We start from the raw sequence: 20,893 nt of genomic DNA on the forward strand, positions 1-20,893 counted from the left end.
CTTTTTTTATACATTATGGTCATGAAATAGTTGAAATATGTTAAAAATAGTTTTCCTCTAGCAAATCTTTTCATTTCGAACATTTGTGCTATAATGATAAAGCGTGAAAATGTATGAAATTGTAGAAAGCGAGGAAGATGATGTTTTTTAGCAAAGAAGTTGGTATCGACTTAGGTACAGCAAACTTATTAATTTATGTTAAAGGTGAAGGAATCGTCGTTGATGAACCTTCTGTAGTTGCGATAGATGCAGATAGCAAACGCTGTTTAGCTGCTGGTAATGAAGCGAAAGATATGTTAGGTAGAACACCTGGTAAAATCTTAGCAATTCGTCCATTAAAAGATGGAGTGATTGCTGATTTTGAGGTAACTGAAATTATGCTTAACTACTTCTTAAAGAAAATCAATATTAAAGGGATGTTCAAACGTCCAACAATTTTGATTTGTTGCCCAAGTAACATTACAAGTGTAGAACGTAATGCGATCCGTGACTGTGCATACCGTGCAGGTGCGAAGAAAGTGTTTATTGAAGAAGAACCAAAAGTAGCTGCTGTTGGAGCTGGTTTGGATATTAGTAAACCAAGTGGATGTATGGTGCTTGATATAGGTGGGGGAACTACTGATATCGCAGTTTTATCATTAGGTGAAATTGTAACAAGTACATCATTAAAAATCGCTGGGGATACATTAGATAAAGATATTATTAAATATGTAAAAGATAAAAAGAAATTGTTGATTGGTGAACGTACAGCAGAACACATCAAAAAAGAAGTGGGTACAGCTTGGCCAAAAACAAGAAAAGAATCTGTAGAAGTAAGTGGACGTGACCTTGTGACTGGATTACCACACAAAATTACACTAACTAGTGCAGAAACAGAAGAAGCAATGCGTGAGCACCTTGTGCAAATCGTAAGTGCTTGTAAAGTTGTTCTTGAACAAACACCTCCAGAATTAAGTAGTGATATCGTAACTCGCGGTATTGTTATTACAGGTGGTGGTGCCTTGTTACATGGAATTGATGAACTGCTTGCAAATGAACTAGGAGTTCCTGTATACATCGCTGAAAACGCATTAAGTTGTGTTGCTGAGGGATGTGGAGTTCTATTAGAAAACCTAGATATCGTTAGCTAAGGGGGTGCTCGCACATGCAATGGGTACTTTACTTAGTTGTACCTTTATTACTGTCGACAGTGATTACTCCCATCGTAAATCGTATCGGGATTAAATTAGATATTTATGCACATACAAATGAGCGAACCGTTCACCATGGAAAAATTGCCAGAGTGGGTGGTATTGCCATCTATGTTGCATTTATCTTATCCATGACCTTCTTTATGGATGGAATAGATGATGCTTTTCGTGGTTTATTAATTGGATCAACGGTTATGTTTATCGGTGGTCTAATTGATGATATGTTGGATTTGAAACCCATACTAAAAATTGCCTTTCAAGTATTAGCAGCATATATTCTAATCAAAGTAGGTGGAGTCGAGTTAGGTGTGATTCACTTACCATTTGGTATTGTTATCAATATGGGTGTAGTTTCATTCCTAGTTACTTTTGTATGGATTATAGGGATTAGTAATGCCATCAATCTTGTAGATGGATTGGATGGACTTGCTGGTGGAATTACAACGATTGTCTTCTTGACGATTGCTGCGATTTCCGTGGCAGATGATCGACCAGATATCGCAATGATTTCATTGATTATTGCTGGATCGACATTAGGATTTTTATTCTTTAACTTTCATCCTGCGAAAATATTCATGGGTGATTGTGGGGCATTGTTCCTTGGATTTGTGGTTGCCGCAATTTCCTTAATGGGATTTAAAGGTTCTACATTTATCACATTAGGTTTTCCGATGTTGTTATTAAGTGTACCAATTGTGGATACCTTAAGTGCAATTGTGAGAAGAACTTTTAGTGGAAAGAAATTCACAGATGCAGATAAAGGACATTTCCATCACGTACTCATGCGACGTTTTGGACATCGTAATACCGTACTTATTATTTATGCGATAACCATGTCATTTGGTATTGTTGCATATGTATACATTCTAAATCAAAAAATTGGACTGTTATGTGTGGCGTTATTATTTATTGGTCTTGAGATTTTCTTAGAGACTTCACAAATGATTTCACCAAAATACCATCCATTGATATCGATTTATCGAATTCTATTTAGAAAAAATGAAAAAGACGACAAAGAGTAAATCTTCGTCGTCTTTTTGTGTATTATGCTGTTTTTAGTTTGTTTATCAGTTTGTCAGTTATCTCTACATTTCCATATTTCATTGCAAGTAAGACAGAACCTTTATCTGGTGGTAAAACCGGTTCGACTAAGTCGATGTTAATATCTTCAAGATGTTTTCTTAATGGTTCTAAGATATAGGAACCACTTGAAAATACACCTCCACTATATGAAACTTTTGCGTATTCCATGTGTAGCGTATGATAAATTGCTTTTATGATGTCCGAAAGTTCTTTTGCTGCTTGATCGTATACTGATAAAATAGCTGGATCATTTTTTTGAGCTAGAATGTATGCGTGTTTAGCAAGTGCAGCGATTTGTGTGCGATCATAATTCATAGTAACAACGCAATCACGAAGCATATCAGAATCATTTGTCCAATTCATGACCTCGTTCAAATAGGAATAAAGCATTGTTTTTTTATCTCGATGATCACTTTGACGCGTATATAATCGTAACATATTGCTAGCAATCCAATATGCACTCCCCTCATCACCGAGAAATGCGTGATGCCATCCACCTGAACGATAACTTTCATTATGTTCGTTAATTCCCATCCCGATACTTCCGGTTCCTGCGATAATGTTAATACCTGGTTTTCCGCCAAGCGAACCCGCTAATGCATTTTCATTATCATTACCAATAGTAAAAGGAATTGACTGTAACGCGTTTTTTGCACTTTGTTCAATCTTAGGATCATCATCGATAATATCACCATATCCAGCACATGCTGCAAAACAATAACTAATTTGATTTCGGCTAAGATTTGCTTGACTAAGGCAATCATCAATTCCATCATTGAGGACTTTTGTTACACCATCAAATCCAGCTTGTAGATAATGTGAGGTTGGTTGAATGGATTCCGAGATAATAATTCCACGATCATCTGTTAGTAGAAACTTTGTTTTCGTTCCTCCTCCATCAATACCTAAAAAATATTTCATTTCGATTTTCCTCCTGTAGATTCACGTTCGATTAGTGTGACAGGTAATGAAATTGTATAAATTTCTGTATCTGTATTTGTAAGCAATTCGTGAAGTCGTTTGATTGCAAGTTTTCCAATTGTTTTTGTAGGTACTTCAATCGTACTAAGTGGTGGGGTGGTATGTTCTGATGTAGGGATGTTGTTAAAGCCAATAACAGAAATATCATCAGGACATCGTAACCCAGATGCAAAAATGCGTCCAAGTATTACAGAACCAAGGGTATCACTACCTGCAAAGATAGCATCAGGTCGATTTTCAAGTGCAAGTATTTCATCGGTTTGCTTTCCACATGTGTTAAGATCCCAATCACAATTTCTCACGATGGCTTCATCAAAAGTTAAGTCATTTCTTCGTAAAGTTTCTCTATATGCTGCCATACGCAATGTATCGTCAAATACTTCATTAATCCCTGCACCACCAATATAAGCAATTCGTCTGTTTCCTTTTTGGATTAGATGTTCTAAGGCGATTGTAGTTGCACGATAGGCATCAAATGTAATGATATTAAGATTACTTTGGATTGGGTCGATACCGATAATGTGTGGAATTTTGCTTTGTAGTTGTTGCATCATGTCGGCTGGTAGACGCTCCATGATGATTACACCATCTAATTCAAAATCTAAAAACTCTTTTAGTATTTCAGGTTTTAAAAGTTCATTATAGTTTCTAGCAATAATTGGTTGAATGTCTAATTTCTCTGCCTCTGCTTCGGCCGCTGATAAAATAGATGTGAAATACGGGTCGGAATATTTTTCTGCAGTCAGTGCTAAGATGAAACCAACACGCCATGGTTTCTTTTTTGTTTTTTTAGATTTGTATATATAGTTTAGGTCTTTAGCTGCGCTGAAGATCTTTTCTTTTGTTTCAGGTGTTACTTTAAAACTCTCGTCATTAGATAATACACGAGCAACAGTAGCTAAAGAAACATCTGCTTTTTTTGCTACATCTCTCAAATTTGACATAATAATCCTCCTTGTTTAGTAAACAGTATAATACATAATTCATACATAATCAAGCAAAAATATTAATGTAAGGGTTTACATATTAAAATATGTGTGATATTATCGCAGTATACAAGATAAACATTCAATTATGTTTAGTAAACAAGGAGGAGAAATGAGAAAGAAGATTACATTTATTGGAGCAGGTTCTTTAGATTTTACTAGAGATCTAGTAAGAGACATTCTTACATTCGATAGTTTTAAAGATTGCGAGATCTGCTTAATGGATATTGATGAAAAAAGATTAGAATATTCAAAAATGGGTGTGGAAAAGATTTTGAATAAAGGTAAATATCCAGCAACAGTAAAAGCAACAACTGATCGGCTAGATGCATTAAAAGATGCAGATGGAGTATTAATTACAATTTTACAAGGTGGAGTTGAAGTTTGGCGAAACGATATTGAAATTCCTAAAAAGTATGGTGTCGATATTTGTGTAGGTGATACAAGAGGACCTTCAGGTATCTTTAGATTTTTACGAACTGCACCAATTATGTTAGATATTATCAGAGATTGTGAAAAGGTTTGTCCAAATGCAATTGTATTGAACTATACAAATCCAATGGCGATGTTAGTAAGTTACTTACAATCACAAACAAAGGTAAATGTTACAGGTCTTTGTCACAGTGTACAAGGAACAGCAAGTATGCTAGCTGAGTGGATTGGTGCAGATCCAAAAGACATTGAATATACATGTGCTGGGATTAATCATCAAGCATTCTATTTAGAGTATAAGTGGAATGGTGAGGATGCATATCCAAAACTTAAAGAAGCAATTCAAAAACCAGAAATCTATAATGAGGAAATTGTACGTAATGAAATGTTTAAGTATTTTCATTACTTTCCAACAGAATCAAGTGGACATAACTCAGAATATATTCCTTGGTTTAGAAAAAGACAGGATTTAATTGAAACGTATTGTTTACCAGGAACTGGATGGAATCCAGGAGCTTATGGATATATTTTAGATGAATATCTTGAGCGTGAAGATACATGGGAAGATGAATACAAGAAATGGTTAGATGAAGGCGAGGTTGAATTAGAAAGAGGGGAGGAATATGCATCATTTATATTCAACGCAATCTTTGGAAATCATGAACCATTCTACTTCAATGGAAATTTACGAAATCAAGGTTACATAACAAACTTGATGGATGGAGCGTGTGTAGAAGTTCCAGTAGTAGCTACAAAAATGGGAATTACACCAATTAAAAGAGTTACACTGCCTGATCATATCGGAGCACTTGTTTCCAATTCATCAAGATTGGAAGAACTTGCAGTAAGAGGAGCAATAGAGAAAGATCCATATCTAATTTTTAGTGCAATTTTAATGGATCCACTTACTGCTAGCGTATGCAGTATGAAAGAAATTCGTGAAATGGTAAAAGAGATGTTTGAAGCAAATAAAGCATATTTAACATACTTTAATCCAATTAATTTTTAAAAAGAAAACATAGAGGAGACAGAAAATGAAATTTTTAAAGGCATGCTTAGCATGTATGTTGGTTTTTACACTTACTGCTTGTGGACAAGGATCATCAGATGAGAATAGTGATAAAACCGTATTAACTTTTTGGGGACATCAAAATGAAGCTTGGAATAAGGCATATGAAGAAATGGCTGCTAAGTTTGAAGCAGAAAATGAAGATATCGAGATTAAATTTGAATTCTTCCCATATGATCAATTCGAGTCAAAAGTACAAACGTCTTTACTTTCACAAGAAGGTGGAGCTGATATTTATGAATTATGGGGTGGTTGGGGTATCGATTTTGCACCAACGGGTGCATTAGCTCCAATCAATGACACACTAACAAAAGAGATTCTAGATGGATATTATGAACCAACATATGGATCACTAATGTTTGAAGAAAAACTGTATGGGTTCCCATTAGAGTTCAATATTGAATATGGTGGAATGATTATAAATGACAATATATTAGAAGAAAAGAGTATTTCAGTTCCACAAAACTGGGAAGAACTTCGTACTGCCGCAAAAAACGCAACAGTAAAAGATGGAGATACATTTGTTACTAAAGGATTTGACTTTGTAAACTGGGATTCAGTTACATATATGTTTACATCGATGATTATGTCACAAGGTGGTTCATATCAAAATGAAGATGGTACATTTACATTCAATACTGAAGAAGGAAGAAAAGCATTCCAAGAACTTACGGATATGGTTGTTAAAGATGGTGTAACCGATTTATCAGGATTAACAGGTGGTGAAGGTCTTGAAGGATATCAACAATTATTTGCAGGAACAACTGCAATGGTACCAAGAGGGCCATGGACAATCTCAGAGGGTGAACTATCCTTTGAGTTGAAGTATGGAGAAGATTTTGATTATGTTTCTTTACCATTCTATGGAGAAACGAAATCATTTGCAGCAGAAACAGGTTGGTCATTAGCAGTTAATGGAAACAGTAAGAAAAGTGATGCAGCAATGCGTTTCTTAGAATTCTTTGCACAAGAAGAAAACTTGTTAGAATTCAACGTAGCATGTGCTCAAATTCCAGCAAGTAAAGAAGTTGCGCAAGATCCAGAATTTATAAAGAAAATGCCTTATGCAGAACCATTAGTTAAGATTTTAGATGATGGACACTTTGTTGGATATTTCAATACGGATACATTCAAAGAAAAAATCAATGAAGTGTTTACGGAATATGCAACAGGTGGATATGCATCAGTTGATGATGCATTAATGGATTTAGATAAAAAACTAAATTCCGCAATAAATAAGTAGGGGGTTGGGGAGACTTCTCCCCTTAACTCCATAAAGGAGAAGAAAATGAAAAACAAGAAATTTGTGAGAATTGTTCTTATTCCAGTATTTATTCATATGATTGTCTTTATTATTATGCCAATTGTTGCTGGATTAGGAATGTCGTTTCTTGATTATAATCCACTTCGTTCGATAAACGAGTTTATAGGATTTAGCAACTTTGAAAGATTACTTGCAGATGATAATTTCAAAATTGCTTTAGTTAATACATTGGTATTCGTAATAGTAACCGTATGTATCAATATCATTTTGTCTCTAGTTCTTGCACAGTTGATAAATATGTTTAAATCAAACAAAACAAGAAGTTTGTTTAGAATGATTTTCTTCCTACCATGTGTTGCACCACTGGTTGCTTCATCTGTGGTTTGGGGAAAAAGTATATTTCCAACTGTGAATGGATTAGCAAATATGATCTTGAATGCACTTGGTTTGTCGAGTGTAAACTGGATAGGTGATCCAAGTATGGTTATGATATCTATCATTATATTTACGATTTGGGCAGATATTGGATATAACGTAATTTTGTTTACGGCTGGACTTGATGGGATTCCAAAGGACTACTATGAAGCAGCAGAACTTGATGGAGCAAACGGTTTTCAGAAATTTAGATATATTACTGTGCCATTACTAGGTAGAACCTTTGCGTTTGTCACATTGATGACACTAATATCACACTTCCAAATGTTTGCACAGTTCTCAGTAATGATTTTAAGAAATGGTCCAGCAAATTCTGGACTTGTATTAACAAGTTATATTTATAAAACGGCATTTGAAACAAAAGATATGGGATATGCATCAGCGATTTCGATGGTGTTGTTCATCATAATCTTGGGAATTACGATGGTTCAACAAAAAGCAAACAAAGTAGATTGGGAGTATTAGTATGAAATTAAAAATAAAAAGAGAACAGGTTGTTCGTTTTAGTATATTTTTGCTTCTTGCATTAATTGCTGTATTCTTCATACTTCCATACATTTGGATGATTTTGAATTCTTTTAAATCAACGAAAGAGATTTTAATGTCACCAAAGAATATTTTCCCAGAACACTTTACACTTGATGCATACATAAAAGTATTAACAAATTCACCATTCTTTACGTGGTTTAAAAACAGTGCATTTATTACCATCACAAATACACTAGTCATTTTGTTTGTGAGTGCAATTGTTGGGTATGTGTTTTCGAAATATGAATTTCGTTTCAAGAAAACGTTATTTATGATTGTACTGGCTACAATGATGGTTCCAGCACAAACAACAATGATTCCATCATTCTTATTAATCGATAAGCTTGGCTTGTACAATACAGCAGGTGCATTAATTTTTCCTACATTTGTTAATGCATTTGGAATTTACCTATGTAAACAATTCTGTGATGAGATTCCTGCTGAAATTATAGAAAGTGCAAAACTTGATGGTGCAGGCGATATTACAATATTCTTTAGAATCGTATTGCCAATGATCAAGCCAGCAATTGGAGCGCTTGCAATATTCACATTCTTAACATACTGGAATGATTATTTAAATCCATTAATTATGTTGAGCGAAGTGAAAAATATGACATTACCTTTAGCGTTATCATTCTTTGCACAACAACATACAGCAGATTTAGCAGCACAAATGGCAGCGTCAGCATTAATTATGATACCAGTAACCATCGTATTTATGACATTCCAAAAATACTTTATCAAAGGTATCGCAATGACAGGTATGAAATAGAGGAGTCACCATGGCAAATATAGAATTAAAAAATATAAATAAGTTTTACGATAAAAATGTACATGCAGTAACTGACTTTAACCTTGAAATTCGAGATAAGGAATTTATTGTATTTGTTGGTCCAAGTGGATGTGGAAAAAGTACAACATTGCGTATGATTGCAGGATTGGAAGAGATCTCATCAGGTGAATTATATATTGATGGTGTATTAGAAAATGATCGTCCAAGTAAAGATAGAGATATTGCGATGGTATTTCAATCATATGCTTTATATCCACATATGAGTGTATATGACAACATGGCCTTTGGTTTAAAATTAAAAAAGACACCAAAGGATGAAATTGATAGACGAATCAAAGATGCTGCGCAAATCTTGGAAATAACGGATTACTTGAAACGAAAACCAAAACAATTATCAGGTGGTCAAAGACAACGTGTAGCTTTAGGTAGAGCGATTGTAAGAAATGCAAAAGTATTTTTAATGGATGAGCCATTAAGTAATTTAGATGCAAAATTAAGAGTGCAAATGCGCTCGGAGATTATTCAATTACATCAAAAAATAAAAGCGACTACAATTTATGTAACGCATGATCAAACAGAAGCGATGACAATGGCAACACGACTTGTCATAATGAAAGATGGCTTTATTCAACAAATTGGAACACCAAAAGAAGTATATGATCATCCAAAAAATCAATTTGTTGCGGGATTCATTGGATCTCCTGCAATGAATTTCATTGAAGGTGTAATTGAGGATGGATGTTTTAAGTTTAGCGATTGTAGTTTTAAATTACCAGAGATCACGCATAAACGACTGACTGACTACCATGGAAAGAAAGTAACTATGGGAATTCGTCCTGAAGATATCTATACTGAAAAAATTGTTGAGCAAACATATCCAGAAGTAAATTTTGACTTCAAAATTGAAGTAAGTGAATTACTTGGACATGAAACGATTATTCATGGATGCATTGACTGTCATAAGTTGATTGCAAAAGTAAATGCAAGAAATAATGTAAAAGCAGGTGATGTAATTGAGGTTACTTTTGATGCAGATAAACTACATTTCTTTGATCAAGAAACAGGACAAAGTGTTTTGCATGAAACAAAATAAAGTACCGAAACCTCAATGTATAGTAAAAAAGACAGAAGTTTTGTATCCGAAATTTCCAGTAATTGATTTTCATACACATATGGGGAAGTTGGTTTTGGGTGATGGCTATGAACGTATGTATAATACAAAAGAACATGTCAAACGACTTAAAGAGTTAGGGATAAAGCATATTGTAAATCTTGATGGAATCTGGGGAGATGAACTTGATAAGATGCTTGAAAAAGTTGGGGATGAAGCTTCATTTATTACAACATTTTGTTGGATAGATGTAACAAAAATAGACGATGATGATTTTGATGCATGGGTGATCGATCATCTAGAAACTGCATATAAAAAAGGATGCAAAGGGATTAAAATGTGGAAAGTGATTTCACTAAATCAAAAAGATGCATCAGGAAACTATATTCGTACAGATGATCCAAGACTAGCGGTTGTCTATCATACGGCAGCACGACTTGGTATGGTGATTCTAATTCACATTGCAGATCCAACAGCATTTTTCGAGGAAATAAACGAAGAAAATGAACGATCAATTGAACTTACGATGCATCCAGATTGGCAATTTGGAAAACCAGATCAATATTCATTTGATGAATTGATGCAAATGCAAGATCATATGATCGAATTATATCCGAACACGACGTTTGTTGTTGCACATTTTGGTTCCTATGCAGAGAATTTAACACATGTGGCAAAACGTTTGGATAGGTATCCAAACATGTATATAGATATAGCAGCAAGAGTAGCTGAACTAGGTAGAGTTCCATATTCGGCTCGAGAGTTTTTCATTACGTATCAAGATCGAATTGTGTTTGGAACAGATGAAACACCTTTAGATTATTTTCAATATCCACTAAGTTTTCGCTTTCTAGAAACTAGTGACGAATATTTTCCATATTGGGAAGACGAGACAGGCCCTCAACAAGGAAATTGGTATATATATGGATTGCATTTACCAGATGAAGTGCTAGAGAAAATATACTATCGGAATGCGTGTGCATTATTGGGTATTGAATGATAATACATGAACAAATATAGGGTTTGTTCGAAATTGACGATTGTTACACATAAACAGTCGTCTTTTTTACATATTCTCACTTGATATCTTCATCATTTTTTCACAAATTGTTTCCATGTGCGTGGTATAATTGCACCATGAGTAATGAATGTGAAACTTGGGTTGTTGCTGTTTCTGGTGGAGCAGACTCAATGGCGCTGTTAGATATGTATCGCAACAAGAATTATCAACTGGTTGTCGCACATGTGAATTATCATAAACGCGATACCGCCAATCGAGATGAAAATGGAGTTTGTTTGTATTGTAAGCAATATGACATTCCTTTTTTTGCATATCACGTAAAAGAATATAACCCGGGAAATTTTCAAGCACAGGCACGAAATATTCGATATCAATTTTTCAAGGAAATCGTAAAGCAAACCAATGCGAAAGGTGTACTTGTTGCACATCATCAAGATGATGTACTGGAAACCTATCTCATGCAAAAACAAAGAAAATCGATTCCGCGTGTATTTGGAATGGATACAGATAGTACGATTAAAGGCGTACATGTACTTCGACCATTACTCAACTATAGTAAGCAAGATTTATATGAATACTGCAAAATGCACAACGTTGTATATTATGAGGATGAAAGTAATGCATCAAATGCATATACAAGAAATCGCATTCGTCATGAACAGGTGATGAAACTTGATCCTATGCAACGTAAGACATTGCTTGAAGAAATGAAGCATGCAAATCATGGATTGCAAAAAATGCGACAGAAATTAGAATCGCATGTACAAAAGGAATTGGATATGCAAGTATTTGCTACATTGAATCAAGAAGAACAGCACCAACTGTTATACATGTGGCTAACAACATTTAGTGCATATCATCAAATCTCAAAACGCTATATTGACCAACTACTTTCTTTACACAAGAAACAAAGTAATTGGCGTCATGATTATAAGCGAAATTATGAAATTGTATGTGAATATGGAGTACTTAAACTTCAAAAGAAAGCATCCGATACTTATGCATACACATACCATGAAGTACAAGAAGATATGACACCGTATTATCAATTATGTACACAAGGAAAAACCATTGAGGGATTTTATGTTGATAAACAAGATTTTCCAATTGTGATTCGTTCACCTAAACCAGGTGATTCTATTCAATTACGTTACGGAAAAAAGAAAGTCTCAAGGTTTTTCATAGATCGCAAAATACCCAAAAAAGAACGTGAAATTTGCCCAGTTGTTGAAAATGCGAATGGGGATGTCATATTTGTTAGTGGAATTGGCTGTGATGTGTTTCATTATAGTAACAATTTGAATATGTTTGTGATAAAATAATGTGTATTGATAGTCAAGGAGTATATTAAAATTATGCATAAGGATGTAGATAGAGTTTTAGTCTCAAGAGAAGAGATACACGCAAAGTGTATTGAATTAGGAAAACAAATTACGAAGGATTACACAGATAGAGGTGAACTACCAATTTTGGTTGGATTACTTAATGGTTCTGTTCCATTCATGAGTGAATTAATGAAGAACATCGAAATGGATGTTGAAATTGATTTTATGGATGTTTCAAGTTATGAAGGAACACAATCTGTGGGATCAATTCGAATCAATAAAGATATGGGTACCAGTGCAGCTGGAAAATCCATTTTATTAGTAGAAGATATCGTGGATACTGGAAAGACATTAACGGAAGTAAAACGTATGTTAGCAAACAAAGGTGCTAAAGATGTACGTGTTGTTTCTTTATTAGATAAACCAGATCGACGTACTGAAGATATAGAAGCAGATTACGTTGGGTTTACCATTCCAAATGAATTTGTGATCGGATATGGATTGGATTACAATCAAAAATACCGTAACTTACCATATGTTGGGATTCTAAAACCTGAAGTTTATGAAGAGTCATAGGAGGGCTAGATGAAAAACAATAAGCGCAATCCGTTGTTGCTTTTACCGTATTTATTATTAGCATTAATGTTAATCTTCCTATTACCATTTAACAATCTGAATGAAACCAAAGAGTTTACTTACAATGAATTTGCTAAGAAAGCTGAAAAGATGGATTTCCAAGATGTTAGTATGGGAATTGGAACCGTAACAATTGAAGTTGAAGGTAAATATAAAAACAACAAAGATGAAGATGTTGCATTTAGTGCAACATTACCAAAAACTGATGAAAATATTGAGTGGTTACAAAAAACACTTGATTCAGGAAAAAACAAAGTTAAAGTGTATGAACCAGATGATGAAAACATCTTACTTACACTATTTATTAACTTCTTCCCAATCTTGTTGTTAGGAGGGTTTGTGTTCGTAATGTTCTCACGCATGGGTGGTGGACAACAAAACAAAGCCTTCGAATTCTCAAAATCAAGAGCGAAAGTACAGGGAAACATCAAAACACGTTTCAAAGATGTAGCTGGAGCTGATGAGGAAAAAGAAGAAGTTAAAGAAATTATTGATTACCTTAAAAATCCAAAACGTTTCTCTGATATGGGAGCTCGTATTCCAAAAGGAATGTTAATGGTAGGTCCTCCAGGTACAGGGAAAACCTTACTCGCAAAAGCGGTAGCAGGAGAAGCGGATGTACCATTCTTCTCGATTTCTGGTTCAGATTTCGTAGAAATGTTTGTTGGTACTGGGGCAAGTCGTGTCCGTGATATGTTTAAGAAAGCAAAACAAGCAGCACCATGTATTGTCTTCATTGATGAAATCGATGCAGTTGGACGTCAACGTGGAGCTGGTATGGGTGGAGGAAACGATGAACGTGAACAAACCCTAAACCAATTGCTTGTAGAAATGGATGGAATGGAAGAAAACATTGGTATCGTAATTATTGCGGCTACCAACCGACCAGATGTTCTTGACCCTGCCTTATTACGTAGTGGACGTTTCGACCGTCAAATTACCGTAAGTTTACCAGATAAAAAAGGACGTACGGAAATTCTTGAAGTACATGCCAGAAATAAAAAGTTAGCACCAGATGTTACACTTGAAAACCTTGCTAAACGTACACCAGGATTCTCAGGAGCAGACTTAGAAAACGTATTAAACGAAGGTGCAATTCTTGCCGTTCGCGGAAACCGTAAATTAATCACTATGGATGACTTAGATGAAGCAGTAGACCGTGTTATGATGGGACCTGCTAAGAAAAGTAAGAAATATAGTGATACGGATAAAAAACTCGTGGCGTACCATGAAGCAGGACATGCGGTTATTGGTATTAAATTAGAAGATGCTGACATGGTTCAAAAAGTAACGATCATTCCTCGTGGGGATGCTGGTGGTTACAACTTGATGACACCAAGAGAAGAAAAATACTTCCACCGCAAAAAAGAATACATGGCACAAATCACTGGATTACTTGGTGGTCGTGTATCAGAAGAGTTAGTATTTGGTGAAATCAGTGCCGGTGCAGTAAATGACATCGAAAAAATCACAAAAATCGCCAAAGCAATGGTTCGTGTATTCGGTATGTCAACATTAGGTCCTATTCAATATGCAGATCCTCAAGGAAATGTCTTTTTAGGAAGAGATTACAACCAAGGAGCAGCATACTCTGGAGAAGTTGCATTCGAAATTGACCAAGAAGTTCGTAAGATTATTAATGAATGTTACGATGAATGTAAACGCATCTTAATTGAAAACCGTGACTTACTTGATTTAATTGCAAATTCTTTAATTGAAGAAGAAACATTAACAAGTGAACAAATCAATAACTTAGTAGAATATGGTACATTAGATGCACCAAAACAAGATGTTGAAGCACACGAAGAAACAATCAAAGAACAAGATGAAAAAATGAAAGAACCAGAAGTTATCGAACAACCTGTAGAAGCACAAGAAAGTATTCCTACAGCTGATGACTTACCAGATTCTGAAGAATAACTAACAAAGGGATATCGCAAGGTATCTCTTTATTTTACAAAATATGCTGTAGTCAACATGATTGACATTGTTATAAAGTATGATAAAATGCATTCAACACAAAGCACTGCCATTGGTAGGTGCTTTTTGTGTTATAATACGAAAGGTGATAAAAATGAAAGATCAATTAATAAAAGCCTTAGCCTGTGAAGGTCGTGTACGTATATATGTCGTAAATACCACAGGACTTGTGAACTATGCACAAAAACAACAAGACTTGTGGCCAACTGCTAGTGCAGCACTTGGACGCACATTAAGTGTTGCATCCATGATGGGAGCAAACTTAAAAAGTGATCAAGAAAAGATTACTATTACAATCAATGGTGGTGGACCAATTGGAACCGTGATGGCAGATGCCTATTATGGAGGAAATGTCCGTGGTTTTGTCGGTGATCCACATATCATGTTGCAATATAACGAAGACCATCCATTAGCAAATAAACTTGCAGTTGGTATCGCAGTTGGTAAAGAAGGATATCTAGAAGTGAAAAAAGATATCGGTATGGGAAAAGAAGATTTCAGTGGACGTGTTGCATTACAATCCGGAGAAATTGGTGAAGATTTCGCATACTATTTTGCTTTGAGTGAACAAACACCATCTGCTGTATCAGTAGGAGTACTTGTTGATACCGACAATACAATTATTGCAAGTGGTGGACTGTTACTACAAATGATGCCAGATGCTACCGAAGATGATATTCGCAAAAGTGAAGAAGCATTACGTAAATTAGATAATATGTCAAATTTAATACGTGACAATGTAGCACTTGAAGATATTCTTCATAGTATGTTTGATGATATAAAAATACTAGAAACAACAGATGTTGCTTTTGTATGTAACTGTAGTAAAGAAAAAATCATCAATGCGATTTCTCTAATGGATGCTAGTGAAATTCAAAACATGATTGATGAAGATCATGGAGCACAAGCAACTTGTCAATACTGCAAAAAAGAATACCAAATCAGTGAAGCAGAACTTCAAGATATATTGAAAGATAAGGCGCATGTGGTACATTAGAGATTTACCAATTGAAAATGAAATTGTCATTGCCCCAATGGCAGGTATTAGTAATGCTGCGTTCCGTTCACTTTATAAAGAATTTGGAGCTGGTTTTATTGTGTCTGAGCTAATCAGTGATAAAGCTATTTTCTATAAAAATGAGAAGACGATGGGAATGTTAGATGTCCATGAAAATGAACATCCGATGGCATTGCAATTGTTTGGTCATGATATTGACACAATGGTTCACGCAGCTAAAGTGATGGATCAAGATACAGCTTGTGATGTAATTGATATCAATATGGGATGCCCAGTAAATAAGGTAGTAAAATCATTTGCTGGTAGTGCCTTGATGAAAGATCCTGAACATGCATACAAACTTGTTAAAGCAATTGTTGCTGCAGTGAAAAAACCAGTTACGGTTAAATTTCGAGCAGGTTGGGATGCACATAGTATCAATGCGGTCGAATTCGCAAAACTTATGGAAAAAGCGGGAGCCAGTGCAATTTGTATTCATGGTCGTACCCGTGCACAAATGTATGAAGGAAAAGCCGACTGGTCCATTATTAAACAAGTCAAAGATGCAGTCTCTATTCCAGTAATGGGAAATGGTGATGTAAAAAGCGTTGCTGACTTTAAAGCGATGATGGAAGAAACCGGTTGTGATGCAGTTGCGATTGGTCGAGGGGTTCTTGGAAATCCTTGGTTGATTCGTCAGTGCAATCACTATTTGAAAACGGGTGAAATTTTAGAAGATGTTTCGTATCAAGAGAAATTTGCTTTAGCATTTCAACATGCAAGAAACCTTTGCGAATTAAAAGGAGAACGTGTTGGGATGAAAGAAATGCGTGGACATGCAACTTGGTATATCAAAGGATTGCCAAAATCACATGTCACAAAAGATCGATTATCAAAAGTTGAAACCTTTGCAGAATTTGAAGATATTCTTCATGAGTATGAAATCATCTTACAAGAATACGAAGATACAAAGCCCAGATAAGTTCCACAAAAAGTGGAGCTTTTTTAATGGAAAAGGTTTCAAATAAACTTGATAGCATTTATATCGCGTGAAATTTTCTTTTTTATTTGACAAAGTTCATGCTTTTGTTAAAATAGGGATGATATTAATCACGATGAAAAGTAGAGTACGTTTGCAAACCATGCAAAGAGAGTCCCTTGTTGGTGGAATTGGGATCATAGGTGTAAACCGAATAAAGGACTTGGAGTGATACGTCTCATTCACGTTACGAATAACTATGAACTAGTTACTAAGGTGTATGTAGTAATACATGCATAAATTAGGGTGGTACCACGATGATAACTCTCGTCCCTATGTGGAAGAGAGTTTTTTTAATGCAAAAAGGAGATAAAATTATGGCAGATGTACAACAATTAACAGATCAAGAGATTGTAAGACGCGAGAAAATGAAAGAACTTGAAGAAATGGGAATTAACCCTTTTGGAACAAGATATGATCGTACCGCAAAAAGTGGAGATATTAAAAACTTATATGCAAATAAAGACAAAGAAGAACTAGCAGAATTAAACATTAAAGTAAAAGTTGCTGGTCGTATTATGACAAAACGTCGTCAAGGAAAAGCAGGATTTATGCACATTCAAGATTTGGATGGACAAATTCAAATTTACGTACGTAAAGATGCAGTTGGAGATGACGCATATGAAGTATTTAAGAAAAGTGACTTAGGAGATATCGTTGGAATTGAAGGAACTGTGATGAAAACAAATCATGGAGAACTTTCAATCAAAGCAGAAACCTATACACATTTAACGAAGGCACTACGTCCATTACCAGAAAAATTCCATGGACTAAGTGATGTAGAAGAAAGATACCGTCGTCGTTATGTAGACTTAATCACAAACGAGGATGCAAAACGTATTGCAATTATGCGTCCACGTATCATTCGTTCTATCCAACACTATTTAGATAATCAAGGATTAATCGAAGTAGAAACACCAGTATTACAACCAATTCTAGGTGGAGCAAGTGCACGTCCATTCGTGACACACCACAATACACTAGATATGCCTTTCTACTTACGTATTGCTACTGAGTTACCATTAAAACGTTTAATCGTTGGTGGTCTTGAAGGTGTATACGAAATTGGTCGTTTATTCCGTAATGAAGGAATGGATAAAAACCATAACCCTGAATTCACAACAGTAGAAGCATATGTTGCATACTCAGACATGTATGGAATGATGGATTTAGCTGAAGGATTAATGGAAACAGTTGCCAATGAAGTATGTGGAACGACAGATATTGAATGGAATGAAAAAACGATTTCATTAAAAGCACCATTTGCTAGATTACATATGGTTGATGCAATTAAAGCGGAAACAGGAATCAACTTCTTTGAAGATGTAACATATGATCAAGCAGTTGCTTATGCAAAAGAACACGATATTGAAGTAGAAAAACACCACACAGGTGTAGGACACATCATTAACTTATTCTTCGAAAAATACTGTGAAGATAAAATTGTGCAACCAACATTTGTATATGGTCACCCAGTAGAAATCTCACCATTAGCAAAGAAAAATGAAGAAGATCCACGTTTTGCGGACCGTTTTGAATTATTCATTGATGGTGCAGAATATGCAAATGCATTCTCTGAGTTAAACGATCCAATCGATCAAAGAGAACGTTTCGAAAACCAATTAAAAGAAAAAGAATTGGGTAACGATGAAGCAAATGAAATGGATACAGACTACGTTGAAGCATTAGAATATGGAATGCCTCCAACTGGTGGTATCGGACTTGGAATTGACCGCTTTGTTATGTTACTTACAGGACAAACAACAATCCGTGAGGTGCTATTGTTCCCACATATGAAGGATAGAAGTAAATAGGAATACAAAAAATGGCATGAATACAGGGGAATATAACTTTACAAATTATATTAAAGGTTATATTTACGCCTGATTTACGCCTGATTTACGCCCAATTTACGCCCAAATAATTACAGATAGAAAGCTAACCTACAAATAATGATTGAGAATAGTACGAGAAATTGTGCTATTTTTAATTTGATAGTAAGAAAAGTATTTTATGTATACTTGTATTATTTAGTATAATTTTTTAAGATGTTTGCAAGGAAACTTTGTGATGATATAATTAGAAATAAAGATTAGGAGGGATAACATATGAGAGAACCATTAAAGTTTATAACAGATGAAAAGTCATTAAAATTTTATTTGATAGATTGTGGTTCAGGGTTAATGCATTTAATAGTATTTCCAAATGATAAGGTAATGCTATTTGACTGTAATGTTACAAGTGATAATGAGGACAGAATAATAAAATTTTTAGAGAAACATATACCTTCTAAATGGGATAATGAAACTGGAGAATTCAAAAAAGAAATAGATATATTTGTAAATTCCCATAGAGATATTGACCATCTTCGTGGTTTGAAAAAGGTTAATAGTAATTTTAAAGTAAAGTCAATTTGGGATTCAGGACAAACTGGAGCTAGTACAGATAATAGCGAATACAACTACTATATGTATTTAAGAAGAGAACTAAAAAAAGCTAATGAAAATAATTTGTTTGTACCTGTTCCATCAAATGAAGCGATTAGACACGACATTGATGATATAGATATTTATTGTCTTTCTGCAGAGGCAGACTTTCAAGAAGATTATGTTAATGAAGTAAAGATGGCTGTAAAAAAACAACATACAAATTCGATGGTTTTGCTTATAAAGTATGGGGAAAGAAAAATGCTTTTAACTGGTGATTCAGATTGGAAAAGTTGGAAGGAGCAAATTGTACCAAACTTCAAGTGGAATTCTGTCAATTATGAAAATACAGATATATTGGTAGCAAGTCACCATGGGTCAAGAAGTTTTTTTACTGATGAATTAAATGAAACAATTGATGTGGAGAAAAATCCTGATACAACATATTTAGAGTCAATTGGTTTAATAAAACCTGTTGTTACAATTATTTCCTGTGGAGATTATGAAGAATATCATCATCCAAATAAAGAAGCTTTGGCTTTGTATAAAACACATACAAGCAATGAACAGGTATATACTACAAATGAGCTAGGAACAATTTGTGGTTTTATATCTGCTACGGGTGATTTTTCTATAATACCAGATAGATTTAAAAATAATGAGAATCAAGAAAACTATAATTTTAAACTTTCATGTAATGTCAATGGAGTATCTATAAATAATGGAGATTCTTTAGCAACAGGATGTAATTTGAAATTTTCAGCATTGGTTACGCAAGGGCTAAGAACACCAGATGATAAACTTAAAATATTTTGGGAGGTTTCTAATATGGGTATAGATGATGATTATGAACATCAAGAGATATACTATAAAGGGAAAAAAGAAGAAAGTGGAAAATATGTATTTGAACGTGAGTTGTCTTTTGTTGGAATACATACATTAAGATGTAGAATTAAAAATACTTCTAAAGGAATTGATGAAACTAAAATTTTTATAGTAAGGGGAATATAAAATGAATATAAAGGACTATCGCGAGAAAGAGCTTAAAATGTTTGTATTGGCGTGTATTCTTTTATTTGTTAGCTTAACTCAAAGTTTTTTGCTTAATGATGTTGTAGTATTGGAAGTATTTATCAAAATTCTCAATACCTCTATAATATCGAGTTCAATTTATTTAATGTCGTTTGTTGCGGATTCGTTACTCACTAGTCAATTTAAGGAAAACTTAATCTACATTTTTGGATTATACACAAAACCAGGAAGTGAAATATTTACAAAGATTGAAGAGAATAATAATGATAATCGTATTAGTACAAAAAAAGCATTAAAATATTATAAAAAAATATACGAAGATATGCCAAATGCTGATAAAAATAAAAAGGATTATCAAAATAGTTGTTGGTATTCTATTTACTCAAATTATAGAAATGTTAAAATGATTGAAATATCACATCGTGACTTTCTTTTATGTAGAGATATCTTTTGCATGACCTTTATACTAATTGTAAATGTCAATTATAAATTAACGAAAATTCGGAATCAGAGTTGATGAATTTTCGGAATATGAGTTGAAGAAAAATCGGAATTATAAATTGAT

At 34.4% G+C, this 20,893-nt stretch carries 18 protein-coding genes and 1 other annotated feature; of the genes, 16 read left to right on the plus strand and 2 right to left on the minus strand.

The window, feature by feature from the left end; all coding sequences use genetic code 11:
- The first annotated feature begins 140 nt into the window (after nucleotides 1–140).
- Nucleotides 141–1,130 carry a rod shape-determining protein gene (gene mreB, locus EDD63_RS09580; protein WP_134170861.1) on the plus strand — a complete coding sequence of 330 codons (990 nt, stop codon included), beginning with the start codon at nucleotides 141–143 and terminating at the stop codon, nucleotides 1,128–1,130.
- 14 nt (nucleotides 1,131–1,144) lie between these two features.
- Nucleotides 1,145–2,212, plus strand: coding sequence for an MraY family glycosyltransferase (locus EDD63_RS09585; RefSeq protein WP_134170863.1), 1,068 nt, complete (start codon nucleotides 1,145–1,147; stop codon nucleotides 2,210–2,212).
- A 22-nt stretch (nucleotides 2,213–2,234) separates the two neighbouring features.
- Here the strand turns inward: EDD63_RS09585 and EDD63_RS09590 are convergent, their stop codons facing one another.
- Both EDD63_RS09590 and EDD63_RS09595 read right to left on the minus strand, forming a co-directional pair.
- Complete coding sequence (locus tag EDD63_RS09590) at nucleotides 2,235–3,194, minus strand: N-acetylglucosamine kinase (protein WP_134170865.1); 960 nt, start codon at nucleotides 3,192–3,194, stop codon at nucleotides 2,235–2,237.
- Complete coding sequence (locus EDD63_RS09595; RefSeq protein WP_134170867.1) at nucleotides 3,191–4,198, minus strand: LacI family DNA-binding transcriptional regulator; 1,008 nt, start codon at nucleotides 4,196–4,198, stop codon at nucleotides 3,191–3,193. The genes EDD63_RS09590 and EDD63_RS09595 overlap by 4 nt, the downstream gene beginning before the upstream one ends.
- A gap of 154 nt (nucleotides 4,199–4,352) precedes the next feature.
- On the opposite strand from EDD63_RS09595, the gene melA reads away from it, so the two are divergent.
- From melA to EDD63_RS09665, 14 genes are all read left to right on the plus strand, one after another.
- Nucleotides 4,353–5,681, plus strand: a complete 1,329-nt coding sequence (melA, locus tag EDD63_RS09600) for an alpha-galactosidase (protein ID WP_134170869.1) — start codon at nucleotides 4,353–4,355, stop codon at nucleotides 5,679–5,681.
- A gap of 25 nt (nucleotides 5,682–5,706) precedes the next feature.
- The gene (locus tag EDD63_RS09605) at nucleotides 5,707–6,984 is read left to right on the plus strand and encodes an ABC transporter substrate-binding protein (protein ID WP_134170871.1); all 1,278 of its coding nucleotides are present in this window, start codon (nucleotides 5,707–5,709) and stop codon (nucleotides 6,982–6,984) included.
- A gap of 45 nt (nucleotides 6,985–7,029) precedes the next feature.
- Nucleotides 7,030–7,905, plus strand: coding sequence for a carbohydrate ABC transporter permease (locus tag EDD63_RS09610; protein ID WP_134170873.1), 876 nt, complete (start codon nucleotides 7,030–7,032; stop codon nucleotides 7,903–7,905).
- Nucleotide 7,906: 1 nt separating this feature from the next.
- Complete coding sequence (locus EDD63_RS09615; RefSeq protein ID WP_134170875.1) at nucleotides 7,907–8,740, plus strand: carbohydrate ABC transporter permease; 834 nt, start codon at nucleotides 7,907–7,909, stop codon at nucleotides 8,738–8,740.
- A 10-nt stretch (nucleotides 8,741–8,750) separates the two neighbouring features.
- Complete coding sequence (locus tag EDD63_RS09620; protein WP_134170877.1) at nucleotides 8,751–9,854, plus strand: ABC transporter ATP-binding protein; 1,104 nt, start codon at nucleotides 8,751–8,753, stop codon at nucleotides 9,852–9,854.
- Nucleotides 9,841–10,872: an amidohydrolase family protein gene (locus tag EDD63_RS09625; protein WP_134170879.1), complete on the plus strand. Its 1,032-nt coding sequence runs from the start codon at nucleotides 9,841–9,843 to the stop codon at nucleotides 10,870–10,872. Before EDD63_RS09620 ends, EDD63_RS09625 begins: the two co-directional genes overlap by 14 nt.
- 137 nt (nucleotides 10,873–11,009) lie before the next feature.
- Nucleotides 11,010–12,215, plus strand: coding sequence for a tRNA lysidine(34) synthetase TilS (gene tilS, locus EDD63_RS09630; protein ID WP_134170881.1), 1,206 nt, complete (start codon nucleotides 11,010–11,012; stop codon nucleotides 12,213–12,215).
- A 33-nt stretch (nucleotides 12,216–12,248) separates the two neighbouring features.
- Nucleotides 12,249–12,794, plus strand: coding sequence for a hypoxanthine phosphoribosyltransferase (gene hpt / locus EDD63_RS09635; protein WP_134170883.1), 546 nt, complete (start codon nucleotides 12,249–12,251; stop codon nucleotides 12,792–12,794).
- Nucleotides 12,795–12,803: 9 nt separating this feature from the next.
- Nucleotides 12,804–14,774 (plus strand): ATP-dependent zinc metalloprotease FtsH, encoded by a 1,971-nt coding sequence (gene ftsH, locus EDD63_RS09640; RefSeq protein ID WP_134170885.1) that lies wholly within the window; start codon nucleotides 12,804–12,806, stop codon nucleotides 14,772–14,774.
- A gap of 154 nt (nucleotides 14,775–14,928) precedes the next feature.
- Complete coding sequence (gene hslO, locus EDD63_RS09645) at nucleotides 14,929–15,831, plus strand: Hsp33 family molecular chaperone HslO (protein ID WP_134170887.1); 903 nt, start codon at nucleotides 14,929–14,931, stop codon at nucleotides 15,829–15,831.
- Entirely contained in the window at nucleotides 15,818–16,813 is a 996-nt protein-coding gene (dusB, locus tag EDD63_RS09650) for a tRNA dihydrouridine synthase DusB (RefSeq protein ID WP_134170889.1), read from the plus strand. The genes hslO and dusB overlap by 14 nt, the downstream gene beginning before the upstream one ends.
- 124 nt (nucleotides 16,814–16,937) lie before the next feature.
- Nucleotides 16,938–17,148, plus strand: a binding site (T-box leader).
- A 39-nt stretch (nucleotides 17,149–17,187) separates the two neighbouring features.
- Nucleotides 17,188–18,684 (plus strand): lysine--tRNA ligase, encoded by a 1,497-nt coding sequence (lysS, locus tag EDD63_RS09655; RefSeq protein WP_243833762.1) that lies wholly within the window; start codon nucleotides 17,188–17,190, stop codon nucleotides 18,682–18,684.
- Nucleotides 18,685–18,978: 294 nt separating this feature from the next.
- On the plus strand, nucleotides 18,979–20,307 hold the full coding sequence (locus EDD63_RS09660; RefSeq protein WP_134170891.1) for a nucleotide-binding domain-containing protein: 1,329 nt from the start codon (nucleotides 18,979–18,981) through the stop codon (nucleotides 20,305–20,307).
- A 1-nt stretch (nucleotide 20,308) separates the two neighbouring features.
- Nucleotides 20,309–20,845: a hypothetical protein gene (locus EDD63_RS09665; protein ID WP_134170893.1), complete on the plus strand. Its 537-nt coding sequence runs from the start codon at nucleotides 20,309–20,311 to the stop codon at nucleotides 20,843–20,845.
- Nucleotides 20,846–20,893 lie beyond the last annotated feature (48 nt).

It is taken from the genome of Breznakia blatticola (assembly GCF_004365815.1).
GTDB classification, from domain to species: Bacteria; Bacillota_I; Bacilli_A; order Erysipelotrichales; family Erysipelotrichaceae; genus Breznakia; species Breznakia blatticola.

Coding starts and splice junctions, on each gene's coding strand:
- EDD63_RS09625 (WP_134170879.1), top strand. CDS start 9,841: ATGAAACAAAATAAAGTACCGAAACCTCAATGTATAGTAAAAAAGACA.
- lysS (WP_243833762.1), top strand. CDS start 17,188: ATGGCAGATGTACAACAATTAACAGATCAAGAGATTGTAAGACGCGAG.
- EDD63_RS09620 (WP_134170877.1), top strand. CDS start 8,751: ATGGCAAATATAGAATTAAAAAATATAAATAAGTTTTACGATAAAAAT.
- EDD63_RS09615 (WP_134170875.1), top strand. CDS start 7,907: ATGAAATTAAAAATAAAAAGAGAACAGGTTGTTCGTTTTAGTATATTT.
- hslO (WP_134170887.1), top strand. CDS start 14,929: ATGAAAGATCAATTAATAAAAGCCTTAGCCTGTGAAGGTCGTGTACGT.
- EDD63_RS09665 (WP_134170893.1), top strand. CDS start 20,309: ATGAATATAAAGGACTATCGCGAGAAAGAGCTTAAAATGTTTGTATTG.
- ftsH (WP_134170885.1), top strand. CDS start 12,804: ATGAAAAACAATAAGCGCAATCCGTTGTTGCTTTTACCGTATTTATTA.
- hpt (WP_134170883.1), top strand. CDS start 12,249: ATGCATAAGGATGTAGATAGAGTTTTAGTCTCAAGAGAAGAGATACAC.
- EDD63_RS09660 (WP_134170891.1), top strand. CDS start 18,979: ATGAGAGAACCATTAAAGTTTATAACAGATGAAAAGTCATTAAAATTT.
- tilS (WP_134170881.1), top strand. CDS start 11,010: ATGAGTAATGAATGTGAAACTTGGGTTGTTGCTGTTTCTGGTGGAGCA.
- dusB (WP_134170889.1), top strand. CDS start 15,818: ATGTGGTACATTAGAGATTTACCAATTGAAAATGAAATTGTCATTGCC.
- melA (WP_134170869.1), top strand. CDS start 4,353: ATGAGAAAGAAGATTACATTTATTGGAGCAGGTTCTTTAGATTTTACT.
- EDD63_RS09610 (WP_134170873.1), top strand. CDS start 7,030: ATGAAAAACAAGAAATTTGTGAGAATTGTTCTTATTCCAGTATTTATT.
- EDD63_RS09585 (WP_134170863.1), top strand. CDS start 1,145: ATGCAATGGGTACTTTACTTAGTTGTACCTTTATTACTGTCGACAGTG.
- EDD63_RS09590 (WP_134170865.1), bottom strand. CDS start 3,194: ATGAAATATTTTTTAGGTATTGATGGAGGAGGAACGAAAACAAAGTTT.
- mreB (WP_134170861.1), top strand. CDS start 141: ATGTTTTTTAGCAAAGAAGTTGGTATCGACTTAGGTACAGCAAACTTA.
- EDD63_RS09605 (WP_134170871.1), top strand. CDS start 5,707: ATGAAATTTTTAAAGGCATGCTTAGCATGTATGTTGGTTTTTACACTT.
- EDD63_RS09595 (WP_134170867.1), bottom strand. CDS start 4,198: ATGTCAAATTTGAGAGATGTAGCAAAAAAAGCAGATGTTTCTTTAGCT.